Source organism: Paraburkholderia sp. CHISQ3 (genome assembly GCF_030464945.1).
GTDB classification, from domain to species: domain Bacteria; phylum Pseudomonadota; class Gammaproteobacteria; order Burkholderiales; family Burkholderiaceae; genus Paraburkholderia; species Paraburkholderia megapolitana.
This window is the reverse complement of the sequence record NZ_JALPRG010000002.1, coordinates 354,799-369,330: the sequence shown is the minus strand read 5'-3', so window position 1 is coordinate 369,330 and position 14,532 is coordinate 354,799. Positions and strand designations below refer to the sequence as shown.

General features: G+C 62.1%; 10 protein-coding genes and 1 tRNA gene. 6 read left to right on the top strand and 5 right to left on the bottom strand.

Annotated elements, in window-relative coordinates; translation table 11 throughout:
• Positions 1-1,079 precede the first annotated feature (1,079 nt).
• The 4 genes from M0D65_RS05370 to M0D65_RS05355 all read left to right on the top strand — a co-directional run bounded on the left by M0D65_RS05370 (position 1,080) and on the right by M0D65_RS05355 (position 9,261).
• Positions 1,080-1,817, top strand: coding sequence for a response regulator transcription factor (locus M0D65_RS05370; RefSeq protein WP_266251649.1), 738 nt, complete (start codon positions 1,080-1,082; stop codon positions 1,815-1,817).
• Between the two features lie 110 nt (positions 1,818-1,927).
• On the top strand, positions 1,928-3,811 hold the full coding sequence (locus M0D65_RS05365; RefSeq protein WP_266251647.1) for a CHASE2 and HATPase_c domain-containing protein: 1,884 nt from the start codon (positions 1,928-1,930) through the stop codon (positions 3,809-3,811).
• Positions 3,812-4,451: 640 nt separating this feature from the next.
• Positions 4,452-8,384, top strand: coding sequence for a YadA-like family protein (locus M0D65_RS05360; RefSeq protein ID WP_266251645.1), 3,933 nt, complete (start codon positions 4,452-4,454; stop codon positions 8,382-8,384).
• 64 nt (positions 8,385-8,448) lie between these two features.
• Positions 8,449-9,261 carry an OmpA family protein gene (locus M0D65_RS05355; protein WP_266251643.1) on the top strand — a complete coding sequence of 271 codons (813 nt, stop codon included), beginning with the start codon at positions 8,449-8,451 and terminating at the stop codon, positions 9,259-9,261.
• 337 nt (positions 9,262-9,598) lie between these two features.
• On the opposite strand, the gene M0D65_RS05350 is transcribed toward M0D65_RS05355, so the two are convergent.
• The gene (locus M0D65_RS05350) at positions 9,599-9,733 is read right to left on the bottom strand and encodes a hypothetical protein (protein WP_266251641.1); all 135 of its coding nucleotides are present in this window, start codon (positions 9,731-9,733) and stop codon (positions 9,599-9,601) included.
• On the opposite strand from M0D65_RS05350, the gene M0D65_RS05345 reads away from it, so the two are divergent.
• Positions 9,732-10,499: an SDR family NAD(P)-dependent oxidoreductase gene (locus M0D65_RS05345; RefSeq protein WP_266251639.1), complete on the top strand. Its 768-nt coding sequence runs from the start codon at positions 9,732-9,734 to the stop codon at positions 10,497-10,499. The genes M0D65_RS05350 and M0D65_RS05345 overlap by 2 nt on opposite strands.
• 122 nt (positions 10,500-10,621) lie before the next feature.
• On the opposite strand, the gene M0D65_RS05340 is transcribed toward M0D65_RS05345, so the two are convergent.
• From M0D65_RS05340 to rph, 4 genes are all read right to left on the bottom strand, one after another.
• Positions 10,622-10,711: transfer RNA gene (locus M0D65_RS05340), tRNA-Ser, on the bottom strand.
• 53 nt (positions 10,712-10,764) lie between these two features.
• Positions 10,765-11,979: a radical SAM family heme chaperone HemW gene (gene hemW, locus M0D65_RS05335; RefSeq protein ID WP_266251637.1), complete on the bottom strand. Its 1,215-nt coding sequence runs from the start codon at positions 11,977-11,979 to the stop codon at positions 10,765-10,767.
• Complete coding sequence (gene rdgB / locus M0D65_RS05330) at positions 11,976-12,620, bottom strand: RdgB/HAM1 family non-canonical purine NTP pyrophosphatase (RefSeq protein WP_266251635.1); 645 nt, start codon at positions 12,618-12,620, stop codon at positions 11,976-11,978. Before rdgB ends, hemW begins: the two co-directional genes overlap by 4 nt.
• On the bottom strand, positions 12,613-13,353 hold the full coding sequence (rph, locus tag M0D65_RS05325; RefSeq protein ID WP_091011427.1) for a ribonuclease PH: 741 nt from the start codon (positions 13,351-13,353) through the stop codon (positions 12,613-12,615). Before rph ends, rdgB begins: the two co-directional genes overlap by 8 nt.
• A 249-nt stretch (positions 13,354-13,602) precedes the next feature.
• Between rph and M0D65_RS05320 the strand changes: the two genes are divergently transcribed.
• Complete coding sequence (locus M0D65_RS05320) at positions 13,603-14,532, top strand: YicC/YloC family endoribonuclease (RefSeq protein WP_266251632.1); 930 nt, start codon at positions 13,603-13,605, stop codon at positions 14,530-14,532.

The following is a 14,532-nucleotide window of genomic DNA, read 5'->3' as shown; positions in this document are numbered from 1 at the left end:
TGATAGGGCCGCGGCGATGTCTGCGGCTTTTTTTTCGCCCATTTTTTGAAGCCAGGTTGGAATGTGCCATTACAAAATGGCTGATTCATGATTTAAAACAGCATTCGAGTTTTCCGAATAGCCTATTGACAGCGAATTCAAGCGGCTGTTTGTCGATTTCGTTCGTAATGCGATTAAAAATTCGTAGTATTGAAGTTCATTCAACAGGCTGTCGATCGCCGTTACGTTCATCGCAGTCCCCCGTCACCCTACGCTACGAACTGGCCGTCCGCCTCGCCCACATGGCTGCACAGGCGTCATCAAGCTGTCATGTCTCGCCGGCACTGCGGGCGCTGGAAGGTGCGTCGCCGCACGCCGATGTGCCCAACTATTAGACATTATTAAATATTGCAATAGATGACTTTATCGTAAGCATTCATGTGGACAAAGTAATAGTCTTGTGCCAAAGTCCCGGCAGGCACTTAACACGCTTTTTTGGCGACGATGCAGTGGGAAATACCACGAAAGTCGGCAGAATTGTTTGTTCGAGTATCAGTAAAACAAGTGCTTGAGAGATTCCCGAGATAAAGAAACCGGTAAGCGCCACAAAGACGTGCGCCGATCCGGTGCGCCGATGGTACAAACGCGTGCGCAGATGGGAGAGGGTCGTAACCATGGACATCACAGGACCGGCAGGCTGGTGGAACAGCCCGCGAACCGAAGCGCATCACCTGCATCAATCGGCCCCTTCGCGCGCCATTTCCGCAGGTCTGCAACATCACGACGGCCCGTCGTAAGCCGGCCGCCCGTCCACCCTGGTCTCCGTTGTTGAACATCCTCGCATCGAGGCGAGCGTGAGTGTTGCCCGTGTTTCGCGACCGTAACGTCGCGTACTACCTGCGTGCATTGACATCAAAGCGTTGCGGTCTTCTGTTGCCATACCTGCGTCATGAAATGGGTTCGCTGTCCGATGGGTCGTGCCAGTTTGCGCGTTACGACGGCCATGCGCCGCGTTGCGTTCATTGGCACGGGCAATCCCGACGGACTACGCCTGAGCGATCAAGTCGTGCCGCACCAGTCCTGAAGAACGGATGGCGTTTATGCGTGTGCTAGTTGTCGAAGATGACCCCGTGCATGCCAAAGCGGCGGTGAGAGTCGTCGGCCCGCTGGGGCACGACATCATCGAGGCTGGCGATGGCGAGGAAGCCGTTCGTCTTCTCAGGTCGCAGCCGGTGGATCTGGTCATTCTCGACTGGCTGTTGCCGAGGATGAGCGGCTTCGAAGTGCTGTACTGGATTCGCCGCAACCTCGGCGACGTGCCCGCGGTGCTGTTCCTGACGAACAAGGTGCTCGACGACGACATCGTTCTGGCGATGGAAGCCGGCGCCGATGACTATCTCGTGAAACCGTTTCGTGTCGGGGAACTGACGGCGCGCGTCAACGCGCTGCTGCGGCGGGTCACACACGACCTCGAACGGACCGATCACATCCGCGCCGGCGACTATACGCTCGACCCGCTGGGCCGCACCGTCGCGTTGCGCGGCGAGCGCATCGATCTCACGCCGAAAGAGTTCGATCTCACCGCGCTGTTCTTCAACAACCTGGGCAAGCTGCTGTCGCGCAAGGTCGTCAGCATTAGCACGTGGGGGCGCGAGCTCGACCCCGCGTCCCGCACGCTCGATACCCACGTCTATCGTGTGCGGCAGAAGCTGGCACTCGCCCCTGAAAACGGTCTGCGGCTGAGCGCCGTCTATACGCACGGATACCGGCTGGAAGAAGTACCGTCGAAGTCACCCCGAAGTGCCGTGTCAGATCAGAACGTGTTGCCGTGCAACTGACCTGCGAACCAGGCGCGGCGCCCGGGCGCTCCGCCGATCAGACGAGCGACCTGCGACTTCGCAGGCGGACGTCGAGGTCGGGTCGCGATTCGGACGCCAGCCGTCCTCGCATGCTGCAGGAGTGGCTAGCGTTCGGCGTTTTCCTGCTGTTGCTATGCGTTGCGCTTGACGTTTCACGGGTATTGCGCGGCGCGGATTTGTTTTTTTTCGACGCTGTGCAACCACTGCTTCAGCAGCCAGCACCGAAGAAGATCGTCCTCGTCGCCATCGACGATGCGAGCGTCAATGCGCTGGGCGGATGGCCGGTGAAGCGCAGTGCCTATGCCGAACTCATCGACTGGCTGACCGATGCTGGCGTGTCTGCCGTTGGACTCGACATCGCGATGCCGCACCCAGGCAGAGTCGATCCTGGCGGCGACGATCAACTCGCGAAGGCGATGACACGGAATGCGAAAGTCGTGCTACCGGTTCTGCTTGTCGATACACCCGAAGGAACGCATGTCGTCCCGCCGGTTACGCCGATCAGAGAGGCCGCCTTCGCGATCGCGCGAACCGATACATCCGCGGATGTGGACGGTGCATCCCGCAGCTTCTATCGGCTCGAACGGTTTACCGGCGCGACCTCGATGCATATGAGCGAGGCGCTGCTGAGCGCTGCCGGTGCGACGCCGGCTCGATGCAAAGAATCCCCGAATCCGACACGCGACGGGGCGGGTGCATGTCGCCGGTATGTGCCGATAGGACGTGAGTCGTCGCACGCAACTTTTTCGTTGATCGATGTGCTTCAGGGCCGCGTGGCCGCGTCCATTTTCGACGGGGCGATTGTTATCGTCGGTCCGACTTCCGGTACGACGGACACGCATTTCGTCATCGCGGGTAGCGATCGATCTCCGTTGACCGATGTTGCATTTCTCGCGGATGCCACTTACGGGATGGCGAGCGGATCGCTGGTGAGCCCGCTGTCGGAAACCGGTCAGCTGCTACTTAGTCTGTGCGTGTTGCCGTTCGTGTGCGTGGGACTGTTCGCGCTCGGACCGCGCGCCGGATTGTTTGCCTGCGTAATGCTTGTGCTGGCTACGTATGCCGTATCGCTCGTCCTGCTTGCAGTGGCGCACGTTTTCTACTTTCCGGCCGCCGCGGCGACGTTGTGCATCGCGGCGTATCCCGTCTGGGCGTGGTGTCGGCGAGGGGGGACGCTGCGCTATGTGAGCCCGCAGGCGGAGAGCGTAATGGGAGAACTGGCGCTCGCCTGCGGGCCACCCATCCGCCTTGGCGCGCTCGATCCGCGACAACAGCACGTCACACAGAAGCTCGCCGCCGAACGTGAGCAGGACACCGCACTACGCTTTTTCTCCCACGACGTTCGCTCTCCCCAGGCCGCGATACTCACCTTGATCGAGCAGCGACGCCATGCGCCGATGGAGATGCCGGAAGCACGCTTCATCGATCTGGTGAGCCAGTACGCAGAATCGACGCTCGCGCTAGTGGATCAGTTCCTGTTGCTCGCTCGCGCGGAGCGACGCACGCTGTCGCTGACGACGGTCGATCTTGCGTTCCTGCTTCACGACACCATCGATGATTTCTGGCCTCATGCCAATGCCAAACGCACACGGGTCGACCTGATCGCCGAGCCCGGCATCCTGATCGATGCCGATGCGCAGATGCTGCGTCGCGCGGTCGGCAATCTGATCGACAACGCCATCAAGTTTGGACCCGAGAACGCGACTATCACGGTGAACGCCCGCGCATGCGAGCAATACCAGACAGTGGCGATTGCCGATCAAGGCATCGGCATCCCCGCCGATCAAATCCCGAATCTGTTTACCGAGTTCACTCGCATCGACGCGCATAGCGACCGTCCTGGCCACGGCCTGGGGCTCGCCTTCGTCAAAGGTGTCATCGATGCGCTTGGCGGGAAAATTCATGTTGAAAGTCGCGTGGGGCAGGGGTCTGTTTTTACGCTTCTTTTACCGAAACAGTCGGTGGCTGGTTGATCGTTATATCAACGGATCAATAGAAGGCAGATTGTTAAATCATCCTTCTGGTGTGTGATTTTATTTACGAATTCTCGTCTTTCGGATTAATAGGATAGTTTGCCGGGGCGATCTTTCCTGCTAATTACAAGCTTCGAATCCGTTTGTCAATTCAATCTGTCCGGATACGACAGGGCGAGTCATTTTTAACATTTGTGAACTGCCACGAGGCGCTCAATCGCTTGCTGTGCGGGCGTGTGTGTTTTCATTTGTCACTTTTCTGTGACAATTGTTCAAAATTGTTCCCTCCGTTTTTCTGCTTTCCATCCATTACTCTACGATTCAGCACATTCTTGCCTGAGCCATGTGGGTAATTTGAATGGAAATGCGTAGCGAATAAATTGAATTGAGTTATTTCGATTGAGGAAGTTCACTGAATTCCTCGATGGGTGCGTGCGCCTGATATATAAGAATTCATTTGTTGGATTCGATGTGTATTCGCATGCCAGAAAAATACTTGCACTGAAGTTGTTTATCCGGAAACAAGCTCGCGTTGATTCAGGGAGACGCGAGACGGGCGTGCACGCCCGCTGGCAGACGGCCGCCAGTGAGCAGGTGCATTGCATGGAACACGTCGATTACAGCCTGGCAGGAAAAAAACATGAACAAGGTATATCGCTCGATCTGGAACAGCGCGCGCGGCGCTTTTGTCGCCGTATCCGAGATAGACCCCGCGGCGGGAAAAGGAAAGTCGGGATCGTCGTCCGGCACGGTCGACCAGCGCGGAGGGTCGACTAGCAGGGTAGACCGGCGACGCGCTATCGCTGTTGGGATCATGTTGATGTCCGCGGGAGGTGTCCTGATTCCGCGGGCAGCGGTAGCGCAGGCAGTGGCTGGCGGCTCGGCCGGGGGCGCGAACTCGGTGGCAGTCGGATCAGGCTCAAATGCGGCGGGAAACCTGGGAGTTGCGGTAGGGCAGAATGCAGCGGCAACCGGGCTTAACACTACTGCTCTGGGCACCAATAGCCAGGCGGTTGGCAATTTCGCCACGGCGGTTGGCACCAATGCTGATGCGTCGGATGAGTTCGCGACGTCGGTAGGTTATCTCTCTACTGCGGCGTCAGGCGCAACGGCACTTGGCGCATTCGCGTCGGCAACCGGTGGTTTTTCGATGGCATTCGGCGAGCATTCGAGCGCGTCGGGTTCGTTCGGTCTTGCGCTGGGCGGCGGTGCCGCGGCAAACGGGAATTTTACCGTGGCGGTCGGCGGAAGCTCTGTGGCGTCGGCGCTGCAAGCCACCGCAGTGGGTTACCTGGCAACTGCTGCGGGTGTGAGCGGGGTTGCGGTGGGTAATCAGGCGCAGGTGTCGGCCGCGGCCGCTGGCGGTCTGGCGGTTGGTAGCGGTGCGTCATCGGGCGGTCCTTCAGCAACCGCGATCGGTACCAATGCAGGCTCCACGGGTACGGGTTCCATCGCTATCGGTGCCGGCGGCGGGACGGCCGGTGTTCCCGGCTCGGGTACGCAGGCGACTGGGAATGAGTCGATCGCGCTCGGTTTTAGCAGTCTGGCCAGCGGTCCATTCGCGCAGGCATTCGGTCCCGGTGCGACGGCCACCGGAACCAGTGCGATTGCGATCGGCAATACGGCCATATCGTCCCAGCTGTTTAGCGTCGCCATCGGTGACCTGGCCACGGCTTCCGGTACGTCTTCAGTCGCACTGGGACCTGGCGCCACCGCCACCGCTGCCAATGCGATTGCACTGGGTCTCAATTCCCACGCGACCGCCGTTTCTGCGACGGCCCTGGGCGCCGGCAGCTCGGCCGCCAACAACGCATCTGCCTTAGGCATCAACGCGCTTGCATCCGGCACGCAAAGCACGGCACTGGGATCGACGACCACGGCCGGCGGCGTCAATTCAACGGCCATCGGCGCAGATTCGAAGGCACTTGCCGCATCGACCGTTGCCTTCGGTGACACCAGCACGGTGACCGCAGCCTCGGGCACCGGCTCCATCGCGGGCGGCCACAACTCGCAGGTCACGGGCGGCACCGGCGCCGTCGCACTCGGCGAAGGACAGACGGCGAACGGCAACGGTGCAGTCGCAATTGGTGACCCGAATACGGCCACCGGCAACGGCGCCGTGGCAATGGGCGCGACCAACACTGCCAACGGCAATGGTGCGATCGCACTGGGCAATACGAACGTGGCGACCGGGCAGGGATCGGTTGCACTCGGCAACGCATCGCAGGCGAATGTCGCGGGCTCGATCGCGATCGGTGATACCGCGGTGGTGCAGGCCGCGGCCACCGGCGGCCTCGCGCTCGGCTCGGGTGCGACGACCAGCGTGGCAAACAGCGTGGCGCTCGGTGCGAACTCGACGACCACCGCGGGCGTCGGCACACCCAGTGCGGTGATCGGTGGCGTCACGTATAACTTCGCGGGTGCGACGGTGGGCGGCGTGGTGAGCGTCGGCGCAGCCGGGCTCGACCGGCAGATCCAGAACGTCGCCGCAGGCCAGTTGAGCGGCACCAGCACGGATGCCGTGAACGGCTCACAGCTGTTCGCCACGAACCAGCAGGTGACGGCCAACACCACGGCGATATCGAACATCAACAACGGCGCGGGTATCAAGTATTTCCACGCGAACTCGACCGATCCTGACTCGACGGCGAGCGGTGCCGATTCGGTAGCGATCGGCGGCAACGCGCAGGCGACGCAGGCGAATTCCGTCGCGCTCGGTGCCAATACGACGACCACCGCAGGCGTATCGACACCCAGTGCGGTGATCGGTGGCGTCACCTATAACTTCGCGGGTACGACAGTGGCCGGCGTGGTGAGCGTCGGCGCGGCAGGCGCGGAGCGGCAGATCCAGAACGTCGCTGCTGGGCAACTGAGTGGAACCAGTACCGACGCCGTGAACGGCTCGCAGCTCTTCGCGACCAACGAGCAGGTGGATGCCAACACAACCGCCATCTCGAACATCAGCAATGGCGCGGGCATCAAGTACTTCCACGCGGACTCGACGCTCGCCGACAGTCAGGCAACGGGGACGGACAGCATTGCCGTCGGTCCGCAGGCGGTCGCGAGCGCCACGGATGCCTTCGCAGCCGGCACCGGCGCGCAGGCGACAACGGCCAACGCCATGGCGCTTGGCGCGCAGACGACCGCTTCGATCGACGGCAGCGTCGCGATTGGTTCAGGCTCTGTCTCCGACCGCACCATCGCAGCGGGCAGCGGCACGATTCCGGCCGGCACCCACACGGTTCCGTTCAATACGTCCGATGAGACGCTGCTCGGCGCGGTGTCGTTCGGCAGCACGACCGGCGCGACGTACCGGCAGCTCATCAACGTCGCGGACGGTACCAGCGCACACGATGCAGTGACAGTCCGGCAGCTGACCGGTGCGCTTCAGGCGTTCTCCGTGACACCGACGCTGTACTTCCACGCCAATTCGACAGCCGCCGATTCGCTCGCGGTAGGCCAGGAGTCGATCGCGGTAGGTCCGACGACGGTGGTCAACGGCGACAACGGCATCGGCATCGGCAACGGCGCGATCGTCCAGCAGACGGCGCCGGGCGGGGTAGCCATCGGTCAGGCGGCGAATTCCGGGCAGGCCGATGCGATTGCACTGGGTAGCGGAGCGAATGCGACCGGTCCTCAATCGATCGCTCAGGGCGCCAACTCGGTTTCCAGTGCGGCAGGTGCCGTGGCGGTCGGTTCGGGTGCGAACAGCAGTGCCGCTGACGCATTGGCGCTAGGCTCAGGCGCAAGCGCCAGCTTTGCGAACAGCGTGGCGATCGGTGCAGGATCGGTGACCACCGTTGGCGCCCAGTCGAACTACATCGCCTACGGCCTGAGCAGTCCGCAGTCGTCGGTGGGTGAGGTCAACATCGGCAACCGCAAGATCACGGGCGTCGCCGCAGGCTCGGCCGGGACAGACGCCGTCAACGTCAGCCAGCTGCAGGCCGTCGACCAGAATCTCACCCAGCAGATCCAGAACATCGTCAACAACAGCGGTGGCAACGGCGGCTTCCCTTCGACGCCCGGCACCACGACCGCGCCTTCGTCGACCGGTTCGAACTCGTCGGCGGGCGGTAACGGCGCGGTGGCCTCCGGTTCGAGCAGTACGGCGGTGGGGAACGGTTCGACTGCCTCCGGTAACAACTCGGTGGCGCTCGGTGCGGGCAGTAACGATGGCGGCCGCAGCAACGTCGTCTCGATCGGCACGGCCGACTCGCCGCGCCAGATCACCAATGTCGCGGCCGGCACGGCACCGACCGATGGTGTCAACGTCGGCCAGCTGAACGCTGCACTCGGCAACGCCAACGCCTACACCGACGCCCAGATCCAGGGCCTGCGGCGCGATGCGGACGGCGGCACGGCGAGCGCGATGGCGGTGGCTGGATTACCGCAACCGTCGGGACCCGGCAAGAGCATGGTGTCGATCGCGGGCAGTATCTATCGCAGCCAGTCGGGTCAGGCGATCGGTATTTCGACGATCTCGGAGAACAACCACTGGATCTACAAGGCTGCGGTCACCACCAATACGCGCAACGACTACGGCGCGGTGATCGGTGCGGGCTATCAATGGTAAGCAGGGCGGCTGCGCCGGAGCGGTTCCGCGCGCTGCCTTTCTCACTTTGGAAAACGGGTACACCATGAAAATGCAATCGATTGCGGCTCTCTCCCTCAGTGTGCTGGCAGCCCTGCTCATAACGGGCTGTGCGGCACCCCAGTCTCCGCCGGTGTTTCCCAACCCGCAGGGGGCCTCTCCTGCAGGCGGCACGTTCGTCAACATCGATAACCTGCGCAATGTCGCCGTGGGCCTGAACAAGGACCAGCTGTACGACCTGATCGGGCCGCCGCAGTTTCACGAGTGGTTCGTCGGCAATCACGTGTGGAATTACCTGTTCGACTTCCGGCGCGGCAACGAGGTCGTGTCGTGCCAGTACCAGGTGCAGTACGACAGCCACATGCGGGTGAGCGGCACGTACTGGCGAGACCCGGCGTGTGCGGACTTCCTGAAGGCGGCGCCTGCGCAGACAACGGTGGTCACGGAGGTGTCGAAACCTGTGCCGCTCGATGAGTTCTCGATCCAGAGCGAGGCGTTGTTTCCGTTTGGCAAGTCGAGCCTCGCTTCGATGTTGCCCAAAGGGCGCGCGGAGCTGGATGCGGTGGCGGAGAAGATCCGTGCGAGAGATGGTGTGACGCGCATCGATGTAGTCGGGCATACCGACCGGATTGGCTCGGATGCGATCAACCGTCCGCTGTCGGTTGCGCGGGCGGATACGGTGCGGGCGTATCTGATCGATCGCGGACTCGATGCGCAGGTGATACACGCGGAGGGTGTCGGGTCGAGCCAGCCGGTGACGCATTGTCCGGGTGGAGAGTCTGCTGCGGTGATCGCGTGTCTGCAGCCGGACCGGCGTGTCGGGATCACGCTTTATGGGCAGCGTAAGGCGGGGGCGTAGATGTTTTGAAGGCGTGCCGTCGAGGGGGCGGTTTATCGTGCAGTCCCTTCGATGCGCTTCATCGTATGGGGCAGGCTGTCTGCGCAAGTGCGCCAGGCTGCGAGGGAATCGCCCCCGGCCACCGCGGCTCGTTTCTTACGCGGGACCTGTGCCCTATCTTCAGTGACGTGCCAAATCGCCTCTCTGAAAAACACAGGATCGACTGGTACCCAACGGCTAACGGCCGACCAGGTGGTAACACCACACAGCAATTACCCGGCTGCGAACTTCCATTCTTGATAGCCGGGCACCCAGCAAAGCGAACAGCCGAGGAATAGCACCTATTCCTCGCCGATGACTACCGCGCACCCCAGCGCGAGCGGACGATACGCATCAACCAGTGCATGAACGCATTGGCACCCATGCAGTAGTCCGCCAGTCCTGCTTCGGACACGTGAGCGGACCGTTCAACACTCACCATCGAGGTCATCATGACGCAAGCTCTGAAAGGCAAACTCGCACTCGTCACCGGCTCTTCACGCGGCATCGGTGCTGCAATCGCGACCCGTCTCGCGCGGGACGGCGCAGCGGTCGTCGTCCACTACGCATCGAGTCCGGAACGCGCGGAGGCGGTGGTCAAGGCAATCCGCGATGCGGGAGGCGAGGCCGAAGCGGTCGGCGCCAATCTGTCGAAGCCCGAGGGGGTGACGGCACTGATCGATGCGGTGAATGGCGTGTTCGGCGGCAGGTTCGAAGGCCGGCTCGACATCCTCGTCAACAACGCGGGCACGGTCGAATATGGGCCGTTCCTCGAGTCGTCGGAAACGTCGTACGACACGCATTTCAATCTCAACGTGCGGGCTCCGATCGAGCTGGCGAAAGACGCGGCAAAGCGCATGGTCGCGACGGGCTGGGGACGCATTATCAATGTGGGTTCCGCTTTCGGCGAAGCCGCGCCGCTGCCGGGTGTCACGCTTTACATCGCGTCGAAATTTGCCATTCGAGGTTTTACACGCGGTCTTTCGCGCGAGCTTGGGAAGTATGGTGTGACCGTCAATGCGGTTCAGCCGGGTCCGATCGATACCGAACTGGCGCCGCAGCCGGGGACGGAAGATCACGCAACGATGACGAGGCTCGCTAGCGTGGGTCGTTTCGGTAAACCCGAAGAAATTGCGGCGGCGGTGGCGTATCTGGTGAGTCCCGAAGCGGGGTACACCACCGGAGAAAGTCTGACGGTGGATGGAGGGTGGATTGCCTGAGGAAGGCGATTGGTGTTTGCGCGCAGACGAACCGAGCTGGATCGTGAAAGTATCGGTTCGCCGAGAGGACCCGTGGGGTTTGGCTCTGCGGGGATCTTTTGAGGGTGCTGGAAAGATAAATCTGGCGGAGGCGGTGAGATTCGAACTCACGGAAGGGTTGCCCCTTCGCCGGTTTTCAAGACCGGTGCATTCAACCACTCTGCCACACCTCCGGGACGCGGATTGTACCCTGGAACGGCGCTATCGCGCCCGGTCCTGTGTCCGCTTAAGACGCATCCTGCAGGAACAACCCCTGCAGATCATTCAGAAAACGCTGGCCAAGCGGCGTCGGCGCGATGTGCTGATGATCCCGCGCAATCAGCCCACGCCTTTCCGCTTCCCCTAACGCGGTTTCGATCGACGTCATCGTCAGGCCGGTACGCTCGACGAAACGATGTACCGGAAACCCTTCAACCAGCCGCAGCGCGTTCAACATGAACTCGAACGGCAGGTCGCGCGGTCCGACCTCGTGTTCCTCGTGAACCGGTTTGCCAGCCTTCGCATGCTCGATGAAAGTAGCGGGGTGCTTGTAGCGCATCTGTCGCAAGATCCGGTTCGGAAACGACAGCTTCGTATGCGCGCCCGCACCGATACCGAGGTAATCGCCAAACCGCCAGTAGTTCAGATTGTGTTTGCTCTGCCGATGCGGCCGCGCATACGCGGACACTTCGTAGCGCTCGTAACCTGCCGCGGCGGTGCGCTCGTGTATCCACTCCTGCATATCGGCGGATGCGTCGTCGTCGGGAAGCGCGGGCGGATACTTCGCGAACATTGTGTTCGGTTCGAGCGTCAGGTGGTACAGCGACAGATGCGGCGGCGCAAACGAGAGCGCTGTCTCGATGTCGGTCTGACATTCGGCAAGCGTCTGTTGCGGCAGCGCGAACATCAGATCGAGATTGAAATTGTCGAAGGTATGCGCGGCGACTTCGACTGCGCGATGCGCCTGCGTCGAGTCGTGAATCCGGCCGAGTGCCTTCAGATGCGCTTCATTAAAGCTCTGGATCCCCACCGACAATCGATTCACTCCGCTCGCCCTGAACTGCGCGAACTTCGCGGCTTCGAATGTGCCGGGGTTTGCTTCGAGCGTGATTTCAGCGTCGGCGTCGAGCGGCAACAACGCCCGCACATCCGACAGCAGCCGGTCGAGGCCCGCGGCCGACAGCAAACTGGGCGTCCCCCCGCCGATAAACACCGTGTGCACCTGGCGCCCCCACACGAGCGGCAACGCCTGCTCGAGATCGGCGCGCAGCGCATCGAGATAATCGCCTTCGGGGAACGCGTCGCCTTTCCATTCGTGCGAATTGAAATCGCAGTACGGGCACTTGCGAACGCACCACGGAAAATGCACGTACAGCGCGAGCGGTGGCAGCGACGTGAGTCGAATGCCGCCCGGCGCGGTGAACGCCTGGATCACGCCGGCCCCCGCCGATGCCGCGCTCATGCTTCCTCCCGCAAGCGTGCGAGCAACTGCTGCAACGCGATCGCTCGATGGCTTTGCGCGTTCTTCACAGCCGGATCGAGTTGTGCCGCGGTAGCGTCGAGCGTGGGCAGGAAGAACAACGGGTCATAGCCGAAGCCGTTCGAACCACGCGGCGCATCGAGCATTTCGCCGTGCCAGCGACCTTCGACGATCAGCGGCTCAGGGTCGTTCTCGTGACGTACGAGCGCCAGCACGCAGAAGTAATACGCACGACGATCGGTCGTGTCCTTCAACTGTTCGAGCAGATGCGCGTTGTTTGCGGCGTCGCTTTTCTCGCCGCCGGCAAGCAGGGCGTAGCGCGCCGAATAGACGCCGGGCGCACCGCGCAGCGCGCGCACGCACAGACCGGAGTCGTCGGCGAGTGCGGGCAGGCCGGTCAGTCGCGCTGCGTGCCGCGCTTTGGTCAGCGCGTTCTCGACAAACGTCGGGTAGGGCTCCTCCGCTTCGGGCACATTGAGCGCGCCTTGCGGAATCAGCTCGATTCCCGCCGAGCCGAGCAAGGCCGCGAACTCGCGCAGCTTGCCCGGGTTGTTCGACGCGAGCACGACTTTCGCCAGCGAACTCGCTGTCGCCGTGGTCGCGAGAGTCTGACGATCACTCACCCTTGATCTCCAGCGCTTCCTTTTGCTTCGCGATCAGCGTCGTAATACCGCTTTGCGCGAGATCGAGCAGCGCATTCATTTCATCGCGGGAAAACGGCACGCCTTCCGCGGTGCCCTGAATCTCGACGAAACCGCCATCGCCGGTCATCACGACGTTCATGTCGGTATCGCATTGGGAATCTTCGTCGTAGTCGAGATCGAGCACCGGTAGTCCGTCATACACGCCGACCGAAATCGCGGCGACGTAGTCGGTGATCGGCGAGCTTTCGATACGGCCTGTCGTAAGCAGTTTGGCGACCGCATCGTGTGCAGCGACGAATGCACCGGTGATGCTCGCGGTACGCGTGCCACCGTCGGCCTGGATCACATCGCAATCGATATGCAGCGTACGTGCGCCAAGCCGTTCGAGATCGAACACCGAGCGCAGCGCCCGGCCGATCAACCGCTGGATTTCCTGCGTACGCCCGGTCTGTTTGCCGCGTGCGGCTTCACGGTCGCTGCGCGTATGCGTCGCGCGCGGCAGCATGCCGTATTCGGCCGTGAGCCAGCCCTGGCCGCGATCGCGTAGAAAGCCGGGCACCTGCTCGGCGATGCTCGCGGTGCAGATCACTTTCGTGTCGCCGAATTCGACGAGCACCGAACCTTCCGCGTGCTTCGTGTAGTGGCGCGTGATGCGCACATCGCGCAACTGATCGGGGCGGCGGCCGCTGGGGCGTTTCGTGGTGTCGTTCATCGTCGGGGACCGTGGAAGGAGAGGGGCAGGAGGGAAACCGCGATTTTACCGCCGATCGGCGCTGCGAGCCGCGTTCGGGTCGCTTCCGCTTCGCGGGGCGCTATCGCGAAAGATGGGATAATGCGCGTTCTACGCCCCGCGTCCCGTACACGCCGGGCGACTCGAATCCACGGGCTGTACCGGAAATGACGCGCAAACGATGCGATTACCGCTACGTTTTTCCGCATGGCCCCTTTCGCGAGACGAACGATGATCTACAGCATGACTGGCTACGCGAGCGTGACACGCGAACTCGCCGCGACCTCGGGCAATGGCGGTGTGAGCGTTTCCGTCGAACTCCGTACCGTTAACTCGCGCTTCCTCGATCTGAACTTCCGCATGCCCGAAGACGTGCGCGTCTGCGAACCGACGCTGCGCGAAATGCTGATGAACAAGCTGTCGCGCGGCAAGGTCGATATCCGTATCAACCTGCAGCGTAGCGAACAGGCGGCCAACGCGGGCGCATTGAACCGCGATGCGCTCGAACAGCTCGCGGTGCTTGAGCGTGCCGTGCTCGAAGCGTTCCCCGATGCGGGCCGCCTGCGCACCGGCGAAATCCTGCGCTGGCCCGGCGTACTCGCCGAAAGCGGAGTTGCTGCCGAAACGTTGCGCGATGCCGTGCTCGGTTGCGGCAAGCAGGCGATCACGGACCTGATCGACGTGCGCGCGCGCGAAGGCGCGCAACTCGCCACGATGCTGCTGAACAACGTCACCGAGATGGAGACGATCGTTGCGAAGATCTCGCCGCTCGTGCCGGAGCTGATCACGAAGCATCAGCAGAAGATCGTCGAGCGTCTGCAGGAAGCGCTCGGCATCGCGGCACCCGAGAACGCTGCGTCCGTGTCGACCGTATCGCGCGAAGAAATCAACGAGCGTATCCGCCAGGAAGTGACGATGTACGGTATCCGTATCGACATCGCCGAAGAACTGACGCGCCTCACCGCGCACCTGAACGAAACGCGCCACGTGATCGAAAAGGGCGGCAAGGTAGGCAAGCGGCTCGATTTCATGATGCAGGAGCTGAACCGCGAAGCGAATACGCTCGGCTCGAAGGCCGCGGCTAAGGAACTCGCCGACGCATCGATGACGCTGAAGCTGCTCATCGAACAGATGCGCGAGCAGGTGCAAAATCTCGAATAA

Coding starts and splice junctions, on each gene's coding strand:
- M0D65_RS05370 (WP_266251649.1), top strand. CDS start 1,080: ATGCGTGTGCTAGTTGTCGAAGATGACCCCGTGCATGCCAAAGCGGCG.
- M0D65_RS05365 (WP_266251647.1), top strand. CDS start 1,928: ATGCTGCAGGAGTGGCTAGCGTTCGGCGTTTTCCTGCTGTTGCTATGC.
- M0D65_RS05360 (WP_266251645.1), top strand. CDS start 4,452: ATGAACAAGGTATATCGCTCGATCTGGAACAGCGCGCGCGGCGCTTTT.
- M0D65_RS05355 (WP_266251643.1), top strand. CDS start 8,449: ATGAAAATGCAATCGATTGCGGCTCTCTCCCTCAGTGTGCTGGCAGCC.
- M0D65_RS05345 (WP_266251639.1), top strand. CDS start 9,732: ATGACGCAAGCTCTGAAAGGCAAACTCGCACTCGTCACCGGCTCTTCA.
- M0D65_RS05350 (WP_266251641.1), bottom strand. CDS start 9,733: ATGATGACCTCGATGGTGAGTGTTGAACGGTCCGCTCACGTGTCCGAA.
- hemW (WP_266251637.1), bottom strand. CDS start 11,979: ATGAGCGCGGCATCGGCGGGGGCCGGCGTGATCCAGGCGTTCACCGCG.
- rph (WP_091011427.1), bottom strand. CDS start 13,353: ATGAACGACACCACGAAACGCCCCAGCGGCCGCCGCCCCGATCAGTTG.
- M0D65_RS05320 (WP_266251632.1), top strand. CDS start 13,603: ATGATCTACAGCATGACTGGCTACGCGAGCGTGACACGCGAACTCGCC.